13 protein-coding genes are annotated in these 14,020 nt (G+C 57.2%); 6 read left to right on the forward strand and 7 right to left on the reverse strand.

Annotated elements, in window-relative coordinates:
• Positions 1-145 precede the first annotated feature (145 nt).
• The 6 genes from RTE01_RS02590 to RTE01_RS02615 all read right to left on the reverse strand — a co-directional run bounded on the left by RTE01_RS02590 (position 146) and on the right by RTE01_RS02615 (position 7,547).
• Positions 146-1,690, reverse strand: a complete 1,545-nt coding sequence (locus RTE01_RS02590) for an MFS transporter (RefSeq protein WP_115192600.1) — start codon at positions 1,688-1,690, stop codon at positions 146-148.
• A 26-nt stretch (positions 1,691-1,716) separates the two neighbouring features.
• On the reverse strand, positions 1,717-3,123 hold the full coding sequence (gene uxaC / locus RTE01_RS02595) for a glucuronate isomerase (RefSeq protein WP_134526242.1): 1,407 nt from the start codon (positions 3,121-3,123) through the stop codon (positions 1,717-1,719).
• Positions 3,124-3,339: 216 nt separating this feature from the next.
• On the reverse strand, positions 3,340-4,716 hold the full coding sequence (locus RTE01_RS02600) for an MFS transporter (protein WP_134526246.1): 1,377 nt from the start codon (positions 4,714-4,716) through the stop codon (positions 3,340-3,342).
• Positions 4,717-4,767: 51 nt separating this feature from the next.
• Positions 4,768-5,772 carry a Zn-dependent oxidoreductase gene (locus RTE01_RS02605; protein ID WP_134526250.1) on the reverse strand — a complete coding sequence of 335 codons (1,005 nt, stop codon included), beginning with the start codon at positions 5,770-5,772 and terminating at the stop codon, positions 4,768-4,770.
• A 10-nt stretch (positions 5,773-5,782) separates the two neighbouring features.
• Positions 5,783-6,997, reverse strand: a complete 1,215-nt coding sequence (manD, locus tag RTE01_RS02610) for a D-mannonate dehydratase ManD (protein ID WP_076946862.1) — start codon at positions 6,995-6,997, stop codon at positions 5,783-5,785.
• A gap of 223 nt (positions 6,998-7,220) precedes the next feature.
• Entirely contained in the window at positions 7,221-7,547 is a 327-nt protein-coding gene (locus RTE01_RS02615; RefSeq protein ID WP_041145742.1) for a YnfA family protein, read from the reverse strand.
• Between the two features lie 148 nt (positions 7,548-7,695).
• On the opposite strand from RTE01_RS02615, the gene RTE01_RS02620 reads away from it, so the two are divergent.
• Positions 7,696-8,037, forward strand: coding sequence for a DUF1283 family protein (locus RTE01_RS02620; protein WP_041145743.1), 342 nt, complete (start codon positions 7,696-7,698; stop codon positions 8,035-8,037).
• A gap of 70 nt (positions 8,038-8,107) precedes the next feature.
• Positions 8,108-8,668, forward strand: coding sequence for a spermidine N1-acetyltransferase (gene speG / locus RTE01_RS02625; RefSeq protein ID WP_041145744.1), 561 nt, complete (start codon positions 8,108-8,110; stop codon positions 8,666-8,668).
• Here speG and RTE01_RS02630 read toward each other — a convergent pair.
• Positions 8,662-9,339 carry a YnfC family lipoprotein gene (locus RTE01_RS02630; RefSeq protein ID WP_374761788.1) on the reverse strand — a complete coding sequence of 226 codons (678 nt, stop codon included), beginning with the start codon at positions 9,337-9,339 and terminating at the stop codon, positions 8,662-8,664. The two genes, speG and RTE01_RS02630, sit on opposite strands and share 7 nt — an antisense overlap.
• A 136-nt stretch (positions 9,340-9,475) precedes the next feature.
• On the opposite strand from RTE01_RS02630, the gene RTE01_RS02635 reads away from it, so the two are divergent.
• The 4 genes from RTE01_RS02635 (at position 9,476) to dmsD (ending at position 13,843) form a co-directional block, all read left to right on the forward strand.
• Positions 9,476-9,739, forward strand: a complete 264-nt coding sequence (locus RTE01_RS02635; protein WP_134528508.1) for a DUF1161 domain-containing protein — start codon at positions 9,476-9,478, stop codon at positions 9,737-9,739.
• Positions 9,740-9,886: 147 nt separating this feature from the next.
• Positions 9,887-12,322 carry a selenate/tellurate reductase subunit YnfE gene (gene ynfE / locus RTE01_RS02640; protein WP_115192596.1) on the forward strand — a complete coding sequence of 812 codons (2,436 nt, stop codon included), beginning with the start codon at positions 9,887-9,889 and terminating at the stop codon, positions 12,320-12,322.
• Between the two features lie 11 nt (positions 12,323-12,333).
• Complete coding sequence (locus RTE01_RS02645) at positions 12,334-13,191, forward strand: DmsC/YnfH family molybdoenzyme membrane anchor subunit (protein WP_134526253.1); 858 nt, start codon at positions 12,334-12,336, stop codon at positions 13,189-13,191.
• 43 nt (positions 13,192-13,234) lie between these two features.
• Positions 13,235-13,843, forward strand: coding sequence for a Tat proofreading chaperone DmsD (gene dmsD, locus RTE01_RS02650; RefSeq protein ID WP_135184498.1), 609 nt, complete (start codon positions 13,235-13,237; stop codon positions 13,841-13,843).
• The last annotated feature ends 177 nt before the right edge of the window (positions 13,844-14,020 follow it).

A 14,020-nucleotide genomic window follows, 5' to 3' on the forward strand; every position in this document is an offset into this window, starting at 1 on the left:
TGACTGCCATACCAGATTACCGCCCGTGAGTGACTGTGTTTTGATTTGCATTAATTAACGGGCGATTGGTACGACAGAAATACAATGTTGTGTGACAGGTCTGGCATTTTTTTGTTTTTCACCACAAGCTATCACACAGGTTTGCTTAACTTTGCGCCGAGGGTGCCGGCTCTGGGCGACGTTTTTCCGCCGGGATATCGCACCACAGCTGGTCATAGTCGTAGCCGGTGAGGTCTTCAACAATGCGTCGCGCTTCGGGGGTGACGTTCTGCTTGAGACCGTTGGCCTTCAGGCGATCGACCTCATCGACAAAGATCTTGTGCGTCTGCTTGTTGAGGTGGAAGGTCAGCGCCTGCCACAGCGCGATCAGCAGCAGCCCTGCGGTACCGGCGAAAAGCAGTATGGCGATGGTATCAATGGCTTCCTGCGGCTGATTGACGCTGCCCTTCACAAAACCGCCGCTTTGCAGCAGCAGCCCCACCGCGAACGTGGCGATCGCCACCGTCGTCTTACGCGAAAACGTCATCACGGCGGCGAACAGGCCTTCCCGACGCTGACGGGTGATCATTTCATCGATATCCGGGATAAACGGGAAAACGTTCCACGGCGTAAATTCAAGGACGCAGCGCCCCACCTGGTACACGCCGGCAAGGATCAGCAGCAGCAGAACCTTATTGTCCGTCGGGAATTGATAAACGAGGAACAGCCCGCCGAGGCACAGCATCATCAGGCAATAGGCGAAGACGTACAGACGCGACGGGCCGTACTTGATAATGGCGACCCCGGCCGCCAGCGTAACCGGCAGGCCCACGATGCTCATCGACAGCAGCGTTCCCGCCAGCGAAGATGAGACGTTCAGGCAGTAGACGCAGAAAAAGACGAACACCGTGTTATAGACATCTTTCGCGGTGAACGAGAACAGATAAATAGCCAAATGCTTGCGAAACGCGCGAACCTTGAGGGTCGAAGCGTACTCCTTAAATAGATGACCAAAGGACCTCATCTTCTCGGCAAAGGTCTTCTCCACGGCTTTACTTTCTAACTCTGCCTGCATTTCCGGCGTCAGCTCACGTTCCCAGGTGACCTTCCACGAGATAAACACGCAGAGCATAAACAGCACCGCAAACACCACCCCGTTGATGAAATAGGCGCTGGCGTCATTTTCGCCAAAGTGATTAATCAGCAGGCCGGGAATAAACGTTGCGAGAAAGGTTCCGGAAGCGGAGAGAAACATGCGGCAGGTTGAAAGCTTGGTACGCGCATTAAAATCTTTGGTCATTTCCGAAGGCAGGGTTTCCCAGGGAATTAAGACCATGGCGGCAATAATCTCAAACGCCAGATATACCGCAAGGTAGAAGCCGTAGCTCATGCCATCCAGCCAAAGCAGCGCATAGACCAGCATCAGCGGCGCGCCGATCAGCAGAAAAAAGCGCCGGCGGCCGAACTTCTTACCTAAATAATTCTTATAAAAGTGGTCGGTAAAGCTGCCCATAAACAGGCTAACGATGGCATCCACAATACGTGCGATGGCCACAATAGAGGCGGCTTCAATGGGCGAGAGGCCCACAAAGGTGGTGTAAAAAAACAGCAGCCAGGCACCAATTACGGTAAACGCTCCGCCTCCCATAATATCGGTCATACCATATCCGATACTTACCGGGATGGTAATTTTCTTATTACTCCGAGCCATATCAAATCCTCACGTCAGGATGAATATTAAAATTTAAAATATGCTTGCGCATTATCGTGACAGATGTTTTTTATCATTCTGGTTAATATCACTTCATCATCATGGACTTCACCGCGCGTCACCCAGCCGCCAATTAAATTACAAAGAATACGGCGAAAATAATCATGGCGAGGATACGAAATAAGACTGCGGGAGTCGGTGAGCATGCCAATAAAATTCATTAGTAAGCCCTGGTCGGCCAGCGTGTTTAGCTGACTCTCCATGCCGCGCCGGGTATCGTTAAACCACCAGCCGGAGCCAAACTGGATCGGCGATTTAACGCCGTGCTCTGCGCTCTGAAAGTTGGCAATAGCCGATGCCACGACGTCGTTGTAGGCCGCATTCAGGTTGTAGACGATGGTTTTCGGCAGCGCATGGCGCCGGCTCAGGCCGTCGAGAAACTGATTCAAACTGCCGGCAAGCGCCGGCTGATCGGCAATGGAGTCGAAGCCAGAGTTAATTCCGGATTGCTCCAGCATCAGGCTGTTATTGTTACGAATGGCGCCAAAATGAATCTGCATCGCCCAGCCGCAGCGCCGGTAGTGCTTTGCCAGCAGCACAAAAATCGCGCTATTCAGGCCATGCTGCTCTTCGGCAGTCAGCTCCTGGCCGCTGAGCTTCTGCGCAAAGAGCCTTGCGGCTTCCTGCCGAGACACCTCGCGCCAGACCAGAGCCTGTAAACCGTGATCGGAGATGCGGCATCCGGCATCGTGGAAATAGTCGACGCGATTGGCTAGCGCCCTTTCAAAATCATCCAGCGTGGCGATCGGCACATCAGCTATGGCCGCGAGCTGCTGCATAAAGATGAAGAACGCCTGCGGGTTCTCTTCGAAGAAACCGTCTGGGCGAAAGGTGGGCAGTACCTTCACCGGAAAGCCGTCATCACTCTTCAGGAGCTTGTGGTAATGCAGGGTATCCAGCGGCGAGTCCGTGGTGCAGATCGTCTCGACATTCGAGCGCAGGATCAGCTGGCGAGGCGTGAACGCGTTCTCCCGCAGCCGCGCGTTGCAGTGGTTCATAATTCGGCGCCAGCTTTGGCGATTCAGCGCTTCATCGCAGTCAAAATAGGCCTGCAGCTCAAGATGAGTCCAGTGATAAAGCGGGTTGCCAAAGCAGGACTCGACCGTCTCCGCCCAGGCCTGGAATTTCTCCTCGGCTGCGGCGTCGCCGGTAATAAAACGTTCATCAATAGCGTTAGCCCGCATGGCCCGCCATTTATAATGATCGCCGGCCAGCCAAAGCTCGCTTATATTAGCAAAGGCGTTGTTCTCATAAATGTCCCTGGCCTCGAGATGACAATGATAGTCAATAATCGGCAGATTCTTAGCAATATCATTGTATAAGCTCACGCCACGATCGTTACTCATCATAAAACGCTCATTAATTAATGCCATAACTCCCCTCTTAACAATCACGTCCATTGCTCAATAAGATGCAGAGAATATATCCGCAGCGGCGCCTGACTCTCTGCGTAATATGTAAAATAGAGTCAGAGCTCCCGGACAGTCGCCAGAGAAAATAATCAGCGCGACCGGGAGGCCATCTAAATATCAATAAATACTTTCCAGCTATCAGCAGAGATGATAATGACGCAGAGCCAGACTCTTTTTTTAAATATACTGGCCGGATTTTTCGTCTTTACGCAGCGGGAGCGTATCGGCGGCATCGTTTGCCAGGCTCAGGTCGCGGTCGCGCACTTCCGGCATCAGGATGGCGGACAGTAAGCCGATCACCGAATAGCAAATCAGCATCACCACCACCGGCAGCCACGAGTCGGTCATATTACAGAAAATACCCGCCAGCACCGGGCCGAAACCCACGGCAACCAGCCCCCCCATCTCTTTTGAGATAGCCATGCGGGTGAAGCGATTACGCGATCCAAACAGCTCGGCCATGGTAATATTTTCCAGCGCAAACAGGCCCAGTACCGCCACGTTATGAATAACAACCAACGATGCCATAATAGTGCTCACGCTGTGGCTTTTATCCATGATAATTGCCAGCATCGGATAGGCTAAAATAATCGCCGAAATATTGACGATAATATACGGCGTGCGCCGCCCTACTTTATCTGAAAGCCAGCCTAGCAGCGGAATAGTGATAAAACCGATCGCCGAGCTAATCATTAACGCATCTGTCGGGATCGCTTTATCAAACAGCAGGGTTTGCACCAGATAGCCCGCAAGGAAGGTTTGAATCAGCCCCGAGTTGCCCGCCTGGCCGAAGCGCAGGCCGGTTGCCAGCCAGAATGATTTACTCTTCAGCATCGCGCCAAAGCTATTCTCCTGGCTGCTGGCGGCGCTCTGCCGGCTGCCGCCCTCGGCGACTTTTTCAAATACCGGGCTTTCCTTGAGGTTCAAGCGCAGCCAGATGGCGAAGATCATCACCACCACGCTGGCAAGGAACGGAATACGCCAGCCCCACGCCACCAGCTGCTCGCGGTCGAGCAGGAAGAACATCACCGCCCAGATTGCCGTAGCGCTGAGGGTGCCGCAGTTGGTTCCCATCGCCACCAGCGAAGAGATAATGCCGCGCTTACCTTTCGGCGCATATTCCGCCAGCATCGTTCCGGCCCCGGATATTTCCGCGCCCGCGCCCAGCCCCTGAATCACGCGCAGGGTGACCAGCAGCACCGGCGCAAGGATCCCCACCTGGGCATAGGTGGGTAAAACGCCGATCAGCGTCGTACAGATGCCCATCATGGTGATGGTAATAAAAAGAACTTTCTTGCGGCCGATGCTATCGCCCATTCTGCCGAAAATAAACGCCCCGACGATGCGGGCAATATATCCTGCGCCGTAGGTCCCCATGGCTAAAATAAGCGCCATCGCCGCAGACTGTTCGGGGAAGAATATTTCATGGAATACCAGCGCGGCGCCTAAAGAGTAAAGCTGGAAATCCATAAACTCCAGCGCGGTACCTAACCAACCGGATACAGCCGCGCGGATGAGATCGGAGGTTGTTCTCTCATTCTTTACTGTCGTCATCTTTATAATCTCTAATTGTGTAGGATATAGAGTCTGGCGTTGTATTGGCTGTCAGAAGGTTAATAAAACCTTACAGCAGCTCTTGCGGTCATTTTCAAACAGCTCCATTGCCTCAGCGACCTGTTGATAGTCGAAGGTATGGGTAATTAACATTTCCGGATTAATCAGCCCTTGTTCCAGCCAGCGCAAAACAATCGGGAATTTATTGGCGTTTAGCCGCGAGGAAAATATCGACAGCTCTTTACCGGTAATCCCCTGCTGCGCCACCTGCGACGGCTCGGTAGAGAATCCCATCAGGACAATTCTGGCCGCCGGTGAAGCCAGCGTAACCGCCTCCTGTAATATTGTCGGGTGGCAGGCGGCGTCGATAATTAGCGTCGGCTTCACCTCTAACACCTCGGCTAATGAGTGCTCGCCGTTATTGATCGTGCGGTCGGCACCGTTGCGCTGGGCCATCTGCAACCGTTCATCGATTCGGTCAACCACAATCACCTGGCCGACTTTGTAGACCTGCTTAAGGACCTGGATGGTGGTTAAGCCCATCGGCCCGGCGCCGTAAACCAGCGCCACGTCCTGCTCGGTCGGCGTCACCTGCCCGGTCACGTTGGCGGCGATCGTGAAGGGTTCCACCATTACCGCATGCCTGTCCGACACGCCGTCTGGCACCTGCCAGGCGTTTTTCGCCGGCACCACCGCATACTCGCTGAAGCCGCCGTCCCGGTGCACACCGATAACCACCAACGAGGTGCAGACGTTCGGTTTGCCTACCGAGCAGGGATAGCAGCGTCCGCAGCTGATAACCGGATCCACGCACACCCGCTGGCCCACGGTTTTATCCGTCACCCCGGCGCCAACCGCATCGATAGTGCCGAAGAATTCGTGGCCGATAACGCGCGGGTATTTTGCAAACGGGTTGTGTCCGCGATAGATGTGGCTATCCGAGCCGCATATTCCCGCCAGCTGCACCTTGACCCGAACGTCCCCCGCGGCAGGCTCTGGCAGCGCGCGCGCCTCAATCACCAGCTCATTGGGCTGGCGGATAACGATACTTTTCATTTTATTCTCCTTACCAGTTCCACAAGGTGCCATCTTCTAACCGCGCCACCGGCAGGCAGGCCGGATCGTACGGATATTTCGCTGCCAGCTTCTCGTCAAACTCAATTCCCAGCCCTGGCTTTTCGCCTGGGTGCATATAGCCGTTATCGAACGTCCAGCTATGCGGGAAAACGTCGAGCATCTGCTCGGAGTAGCCCATGTACTCCTGGACGCCAAAGTTCGGCACCCACAGGTCAAAGTGTAGCGCCGCCGCCATGCAGATCGGCGACAGGTCGGACGGGCCGTGCGAGCCGGTGCGCACCTGATAAAGCGAGGCAAAATCGGCGATACGGCGCATGCCGGTGATCCCGCCGGCGTGGGTCACGGTGGTGCGGATATAGTCAATCAGCTGCTCCTCTATCAGCTGCTTGCAGTCCCAGATGCTGTTAAAGACTTCCCCGACCGCAATGGGGGTCACGGTGTGCTGGCGGATCAGGCGGAAGCACTCCTGATTTTCAGCCGGCGTCGGATCCTCCATCCAGAACAGACGATACTCCTCGATGCTCTTGCCAAAGCGCGCGGCCTCGATCGGCGTCAGGCGATGGTGCATGTCATGCAGAAGGTGCTCGTTGAAACCAAATCTTTCGCGCACGGCGGCAAACAGCTGCGGGGTAAAATCAAGATACTTCTCCGTCGACCACAGCTGCTCTTCCGGCCACAGGCCTTTGGTCGCCGGCTCGTAGGCCTGCCCTTTGCCTTTTGCCATCCCGTAGGTGGTCTTCATCCCAGGAATGCCGCACTGCACGCGGATGGCCTTAAAGCCCATCTCTTTGTGGCGAGCGTAGTCATCCAGCACTTCGTCAATGGAGTGGCCCGTGGTGTGGCAGTAAACCATCACCCCTTCACGTGAAGCCCCGCCCAGCAGCTGATACAGCGGCATCCCCGCCGCCTTCGCTTTAATATCCCACAGGGCCATATCGACGGCAGAGATAGCCGACATGGTCACCGGCCCGCGGCGCCAATAGGCGCCCTTGTAGAAGAACTGCCAGATATCTTCGATACGCTGCGCGTCGCGGCCGATAAGCTGCGGGCAGAGGTGATCCTGCAGGTACGATGCGACGGAGAGCTCGCGACCGTTTAAGGTGGCATCCCCCAGCCCGACGATGCCGTCATCGGTGGTGATTTTTAGGGTGACAAAGTTACGTCCAGGACAGGTGACGAAAACTTCAGCGGCAACGATCTTCATCTTTTTTTATTCCTTACATCTCTGCGGTTAGTGAATAAAATTAAATCACCAGACCTACTACCATACAAGTATAATGATCGAAAAAGATGCTATTGGTCACATTAATGCCCGGGCCTGACGCGGCGGCCGCTGGCTGAAGAAACGCGGTAAACAGAGGTGGAAACAGGCGCGATTCCGCACGGTCGGCGCATCGTCTGCCCCGGCGCTGCGCCCGTAAGGTTGGCTACGCGCGACCCCATCCGGCGACGATAATGAGCATTCCGCACAGCGCAATAACCGCGCCGGCCCAGTCGTAGTGGCTGAGCTTAACGCCGTCAACAAAGCGCAGCCACAGCAGCGCGGTGCAGACATAGACTCCGCCGTAGGCGGCGTAAACGCGTCCGCTCGCCGCCGGGTGCAGGGTCAGCAGCCAGACGAACATCGCCAGCGCGAGTCCGGCGGGCAGCAGCAGCAGCGGCGTGGCACCCCGCTTTAGCCAGAGCCAGGGTAAATAGCAGCCGAGGATTTCGCACAGGGCGGTGGCGAAAAAGAGCAGCGTGGTTTTGAGCATTAAAGATACGTAAATAGCGCAGAGAGTGGCGGCATTCTACGCGATAATTGCCCCGCTCCCACTTCCTTTTGTCGGGTATGCCGTAGAAAAGAGATGTAGTAAACTCGTATTAAGGGCTATCCCTTTTTATCACTCAAAGGAAACCGTGATGAAAATGACACTGAACAAACGCTGGTGCCTGACCGCCATGCTGGCGCTAAGCGCCGTGGCCTTCACCGCCTCGTCTTTTGCTAAAACCGACACGCTGGTGATTGAATCCGGCGATAGCGCGCAGAGCCGCCAGAACGCCGCCATGGAAAAAGAGCAGTGGAACGACACCCGCACTCTGCGCCATAAGGTCAACACGCGCACCGAGAAAGAATGGGATAAGGCCGACGTCGCTTTTGATGCCCAGGATAACTGCCAGAAAAGCGCGAACGTCAACGCCTACTGGGAGCCGAATACCCTGCGCTGCCTCGATCGCCGCACCGGCCGTACCGTAGCGCCGTAACCCGTCACGCATGGCGCCTGCGGGCGCCATAATTCATTATTATCGCCAGCATTGCTGCACAGGAACACCCATGACCGACGCTCATACCGTCAAGCTGCGCCCGCTAGAGCGCGAAGATCTCCGTTTTGTTCACCAGCTCGATAACAACGCCAGCGTAATGCGCTACTGGTTTGAAGAGCCGTATGAGGCCTTTGTCGAGCTCTCGGACCTCTATGACAAGCATATTCACGATCAGAGCGAGCGCCGGTTTGTGATTGAGTGCGACGGGGAAAAAGCCGGTCTGGTCGAGCTGGTTGAGATTAACCACGTCCACCGACGCGCCGAGTTTCAGATTATTATCTCCCCGGACTATCAGGGGCGAGGTCTTGCGACCCGCGCCGCTAAGCTGGCAATGGACTACGGCTTTACCGTACTCAACCTCTATAAGCTGTACCTCATCGTCGACAGCGAAAATGAAAAAGCGATCCACATCTACCGCAAGCTTGGGTTTATGGTCGAGGGCGAGCTCATTCACGAGTTTTTCATTAACGGCGAATACCGCAATACTATTCGGATGTGCCTGTTCCAGCATCAGTACCTTAGCGAACACCGCCCGCAGGGCCCGACGCTGCTGAAGCCAACGGCTCAGTAGTATTCGATGCTATTTTTGATGGTGTAGTGGCGCGTTAACGGCGGCTGCACGCTTTCATCGATAACCTGCAGCTCGCACTTCACCGGGTTGTCGTGACTGTCGTAGTCGCAGGTCTGCCGCACGCTGCCTAGCTCGCGATCGTTGAAGGTGCTCACCGCCGTGTAGTCCAGCTTTTTACGCGGATCGGCCGCCGGCGTTGAGACCACCGTAAAGCGCTCGTCTTTGGCGGTGGTGGTTTTGCCTAGCGGATAGCCTTCGTCATCATAGCGGTAGCTGGCCGTGGTCTCTTTGCCGCGGGCGGTCACCACAAAGCCATTGTCATCCGTTTCCCAGCTCACGCCCGCCGACGGCATTTCGGCAAGCTGGCACTTTCCCTGCAGGCGCAGGCGCTTTTCACGCGTTTGCGCATCGAGATAGTAGTTCGCGTCGAGCAGCAGCGTGGCGCCGGTGTTATTTTCGCGATCCTGGAAAGCCAGCAGATCGAAGCAGCCCTCGCTGGATAATCGCCCGCTGACCTGTTTCACCACTTCATCATGCTCATCGAGCAGCGTCTGGCTGAAATCTTTCACCGGGCCACGCAGCGGGTCAAATTCAAATTCGTTGGAAAAACTCGCCATTTCTGGCGTAAAGGCCTGCGGCGCGGATTGATTATCGCAGGCGCTGAGCGCCATGGTCGCCAAAACCAGTAAAAACAGTTTGTTCACGCCCGATTCCTTCTGTGTCCCTATGCAATCATATTAGCAAATACAATTGTTTACACCAGTTCTGCTATGCTTAAATCTGGATGACGTCAATAAGGAGTTTATGATGAAAATATCCCCCTGGCTCTGCGCGGCTCTGCTGCTGGGTTCGACATCAGCGCTTGCCGCACCGGATTCCTGCGAACGGGTAAAAAGCGATATTCAGCAGAAAATCATCAATAACGGCGTGCCGGCGACGAGCTTTAGCCTGAGCATCGTCCCCAGCGACCAGCCTGACCAGCCCGGCGCTCAGGTTGTCGGACACTGCGCCAACGACACCTTTAAAATCACCTATACCCGCAGCGCCGGCACCGACAGCGAAGCGCAGTAACCCGCCCCTGCTTCAAGTGAAGGATATTATCCCTGGGTTGACCAGGGATAATATTCATCTACCTCTATATAAGTATTATGGATCTCCCATCCGCTCGAATGCAGAATCCGGCGGAATTTCATCATAATAACAATCAGGGAGTGAGTAATGTCTTATCCGGAATATGACGGCGGCCTCAGCCGTCGCACGCTAATTAAATCCTCAGCGATCGGTTCACTGGCGTTAGCGGCCGGCGCAGTGTCGCTGCCGTTTAGCCTGCGCGGCGCGGCGGCGGCCGTTCAGCAGGCCACCCAGGGCGAAGAACGGGTGGTGTGGGGAGCCTGCTCGGTGAACTGCGGCAGCCGCTGCGCGCTGCGTCTGCACGTACGCGATGACGAAGTGGTGTGGGTTGAGACCGATAACACCGGGCAGGATATTTATGGCGATCACCAGGTGCGGGCCTGCCTGCGCGGCCGCTCTATCCGCCGACGCATCAACCACCCCGACCGCCTGAACTATCCGATGAAACGAGTCGGTAAGCGCGGCGAAGGAAAGTTTGCCCGCATCAGCTGGGACGAAGCGCTGGACACCCTGGCCGGCAGCCTGCAGCGGATCGTTAAAGAGTACGGTAACGAAGCGGTCTACATCAACTACTCCTCCGGGATCGTCGGCGGCAACATGACCCGCTCGTCGCCCTCCGCTTCCCCGGTAACCCGCCTGATGAACTGCTACGGCGGCTCTTTAAACCAGTACGGCACCTACAGCACCGCCCAAATTGCCTGCGCCATGCCCTACACCTACGGCAGCAACGAGGGCAACAGCACCTCCGACATCGAAAACAGCAGGCTGGTGGTGATGTTCGGCAATAACCCGGCGGAAACCCGCATGAGCGGCGGCGGGATTACCTATTATCTTGAACAGGCTCGCGCGCGCTCCAACGCCAGAATGATCGTTATCGATCCGCGCTATACCGATACCGCCGCCGGCCGCGAAGACGAGTGGATCCCCATTCGCCCCGGCACCGACGCGGCGCTGGTGGCCGGCATCGCCTGGGTACTGATAACGGAAAACCTTGTCGACCAGCCGTTCCTTGATACCTGCTGCGTAGGCTACGACGAAAAAACGCTGCCCGCAGGCGCGCCGGCAAACAGCCATTATAAGGCCTGGATCCTAGGCGAAGGGGATGATGGAACCGCTAAAACGCCGCAGTGGGCGTCGCGGATTTGCGGCATTCCGGTCGACCGCATCGTCAAGCTGGCGCGAGAGATCGGCAGCACCAGGCCGGCCTATATTTGTCAGGGCTGGGGGCCACAGCGCCAGGCCAACGGCGAGCTGGCCGCCAGGGCCATCGCCATGCTGCCGATTCTGACCGGCAACGTCGGGATTAGCGGCGGCAACAGCGGCGCGCGCGAATCAACCTATACCATCACCATCGAGCGCCTGCCGGTGCTGACTAACCCGGTGAAAACCGCCATCTCCTGCTTTAGCTGGACCGACGCCATCGCGCGCGGGCCCGAAATGACCGCCCTGCGCGACGGCGTACGCGGCAAGGATAAGCTGGACGTGCCGATCAAGTTCCTGTGGAACTACGCCGGGAATACCATTATTAATCAGCATTCTGACATCAACCGGACCCACGAAATCCTGCAGGACGACAGCAGGTGCGAAACCATCGTGGTGATCGATAACTTTATGACCTCATCGGCTAAATATGCCGACATCCTGCTTCCGGACCTGATGACCGTCGAGCAGGAGGATATTATCCCCAACGACTACGCCGGCAATATGGGCTACCTGATCTTTATTCAGCCCGCCACCTCGCCGAAGTTTGAGCGCAAACCGATCTACTGGATCCTCAGCGAAGTGGCAAAACGCCTCGGCGATGAGGTCCTGCAAAAGTTTACCGAAGGACGCACTCAGGCGCAGTGGCTGCAGCATCTTTACGCCCTGATGCTGGCGAAAGACCCCGCGCTGCCCGCCTACGACGAACTTAAAGCCATGGGGATCTATAAGCGTAAGGATCCCGCGGGCCATTTTGTCGCCTATCGCGATTTCCGCCGCGACCCGCTCGCCAATCCGCTAAAAACGCCTTCCGGCAAAATTGAGATCTACTCCAGCCGGCTGGCCGATATCGCCGCCAGCTGGCAGCTTGCGGCGGACGACACCATCAGCCCGCTGCCGGTGTACGCCTCCACCTTCGAAGGCTGGGATGACCCGCTGCGCAGCCAGTTTCCGCTGCAGCTTTTTGGCTTCCACTACAAAGCGCGCACCCACTCGAGCTACGGTAACGTCGATATTCTGCAGGCCGCCTGCCGCCAGGAGGTGTGGATTAACCCGCTGGACGCCGAGCGTCGCGGGATTAAAAACGGCGATATGGTGCGCGTCTTTAACCAGCGCGGCGAGCTGCGCATTCCGGCAAAAGTAACGCCGCGCATTATGCCCGGTGTCTCAGCGATGGGCCAGGGTGCGTGGCATGACGCCAATATGGACGGGGATCGTGTCGACCGCGGCGCCTGCATTAATACGCTGACCACCCACCGTCCGTCGCCGCTGGCGAAAGGCAATCCTCAGCACACCAACCTGGTTGAAATTGCCAAAGCCTAAGGAGAACGAGTATGGGAAACGGATGGCATGAATGGCCGCTGGTGCTGTTTACGGTGCTGGGCCAGTGTGCGGCGGGAGCGCTGATCGTCAGCGGCCTGGGCTGGCTGTCGCTGAAAAATAACTCCGAAGCCCGGCAGCGCCTGGTGCGCAGCATGATCGCTATCTGGCTGCTGATGGGGGTCGGCTTTCTCGCCTCCATGCTGCACCTTGGTTCACCGCTGCGGGCGTTCAATTCGCTCAATCGCCTCGGCGAGTCGGCGCTGAGTAATGAAATCGCCAGCGGCATCATCTTCTTTGCCGTCGGCGGGCTGTGGTGGCTGCTGGCGGTCACCAGCAAAATGCCCGCCGCGCTGAGTGCGCCGTGGCTGGCCGTGAGCATGCTGCTGGGGGGCGTTTTTGTCTTTGCAATGACCCGGGTTTACCAGATTGATACCGTTCCGACATGGTATAATGGCTATACCACCGGCGCCTTTTTTCTGACCATGCTGCTCTGCGGGCCGCTGTTTGCCGCACTGCTGCTGCGCGCAGCCAACGTGTCGTTTAACGGCAGCGTCTTCGCCTCGCTGAGCGTTCTGGCGCTGCTGGCCAGCAGTGCCATCGTCGTGCTGCAGGGTTTTGGCCTCGGCGATATTCACAGCTCGGTGCAGCGCGCCGGCGCGTTGGTTCCGGGGTACGGGTTCTGGCAAACCTGGCGCATCGCGCTGCTGGCCCTTGGTCTCGGCTGCTGGCTGTGCCCGCTCATTCGCGGCATCCGCCCGCGTACCGGCGGGTTATGCCTCGGGCTGCTGCTGGTGCTGGCCGGAGAACTGATTGGCCGCAGCCTGTTTTATGGCCTGCATATGACCGTCGGCACGGCAGTTGCCGGTTAATTTTTCGTGCGCGGACAGCCGCGCCGCACTAAGGAATATAAGCATGATGCAACCCCCATTCCGCGACGCCGTCGCGCTGAGCGCCCGCACCCTCGGCGCGCTATTTTCGTTTGCCCCGCAAAGCGAGCAGGCCGCCCCGCTGGTCAGCGCCCTGCGCGACGGAAGCTGGCAGGCCCAGTGGCCCTTTGCGGTGCCCGCTGAGGTGGTTGCCCGCTTCACCGAACACAACGACGAGCCGCTGGACGAGGCGTGGCAGCGCCTGTTTATCGGCCCCTGGGCCCTGCCGGCACCGCCGTGGGGCTCCGTCTGGCTGGATAAAGAGAATGTCCTGTTCGGCGATTCGACGCTGGAGCTCAGGGAGTGGATGCGGCAGAACGGCATCGCCCGCGCCGCGCAGAACAACGATCCGGAAGATAGCTTTGGCACCCTGCTGCTGCTGGCCGCCTGGCTATGCGAGTCCGGGCAGGATGAGGCCTTTTCGCAGCTGCTGGCCCGGCATCTGCTGCCCTGGTCGGGCCGCTTCCTGGCGGTTTTCGTCAGCGAAGCCGGACATCCGTTTTACCAGGCCCTGGGTCAGCTAAGCCAGGCCACGCTGGCGGAGTGGCAAGACACGCTGACTCTTGTCGTCGCCGACAAACCGCTCTATCGCTAGCCTCGTCGCCATGTCGCGGATCTCAGATGTCCAGCCCATGAGTGACAACGTCACATAAAGTGTCTTCCGTTCCTCCTTTTCTCCGCTGCGCGGCGGCAAAGGAGGCACTTATCGCTTTTGCTTATAACGTTATTCCCCTGCACAATAAGGCACTCATTCCCGCAACGCGTAATGTCC

The organism is Klebsiella terrigena, assembly GCF_006539725.1.
Lineage (GTDB): Bacteria > Pseudomonadota > Gammaproteobacteria > Enterobacterales > Enterobacteriaceae > Klebsiella > Klebsiella terrigena.

Excerpts from the sequence above, each read along its gene's own strand:
- RTE01_RS02630 (WP_374761788.1), bottom strand. The coding sequence starts at position 9,339 with ATGGCGCTCAGCGCCTGCGATAATCAATCCGCGCCGCAGGCCTTTACG.
- manD (WP_076946862.1), bottom strand. The coding sequence starts at position 6,997 with ATGAAGATCGTTGCCGCTGAAGTTTTCGTCACCTGTCCTGGACGTAAC.
- ynfE (WP_115192596.1), top strand. The coding sequence starts at position 9,887 with ATGTCTTATCCGGAATATGACGGCGGCCTCAGCCGTCGCACGCTAATT.
- RTE01_RS02605 (WP_134526250.1), bottom strand. The coding sequence starts at position 5,772 with ATGAAAAGTATCGTTATCCGCCAGCCCAATGAGCTGGTGATTGAGGCG.
- speG (WP_041145744.1), top strand. The coding sequence starts at position 8,108 with ATGACCGACGCTCATACCGTCAAGCTGCGCCCGCTAGAGCGCGAAGAT.
- RTE01_RS02620 (WP_041145743.1), top strand. The coding sequence starts at position 7,696 with ATGAAAATGACACTGAACAAACGCTGGTGCCTGACCGCCATGCTGGCG.
- uxaC (WP_134526242.1), bottom strand. The coding sequence starts at position 3,123 with ATGGCATTAATTAATGAGCGTTTTATGATGAGTAACGATCGTGGCGTG.
- RTE01_RS02590 (WP_115192600.1), bottom strand. The coding sequence starts at position 1,690 with ATGGCTCGGAGTAATAAGAAAATTACCATCCCGGTAAGTATCGGATAT.
- dmsD (WP_135184498.1), top strand. The coding sequence starts at position 13,235 with ATGATGCAACCCCCATTCCGCGACGCCGTCGCGCTGAGCGCCCGCACC.
- RTE01_RS02635 (WP_134528508.1), top strand. The coding sequence starts at position 9,476 with ATGAAAATATCCCCCTGGCTCTGCGCGGCTCTGCTGCTGGGTTCGACA.
- RTE01_RS02600 (WP_134526246.1), bottom strand. The coding sequence starts at position 4,716 with ATGACGACAGTAAAGAATGAGAGAACAACCTCCGATCTCATCCGCGCG.
- RTE01_RS02645 (WP_134526253.1), top strand. The coding sequence starts at position 12,334 with ATGGGAAACGGATGGCATGAATGGCCGCTGGTGCTGTTTACGGTGCTG.
- RTE01_RS02615 (WP_041145742.1), bottom strand. The coding sequence starts at position 7,547 with ATGCTCAAAACCACGCTGCTCTTTTTCGCCACCGCCCTGTGCGAAATC.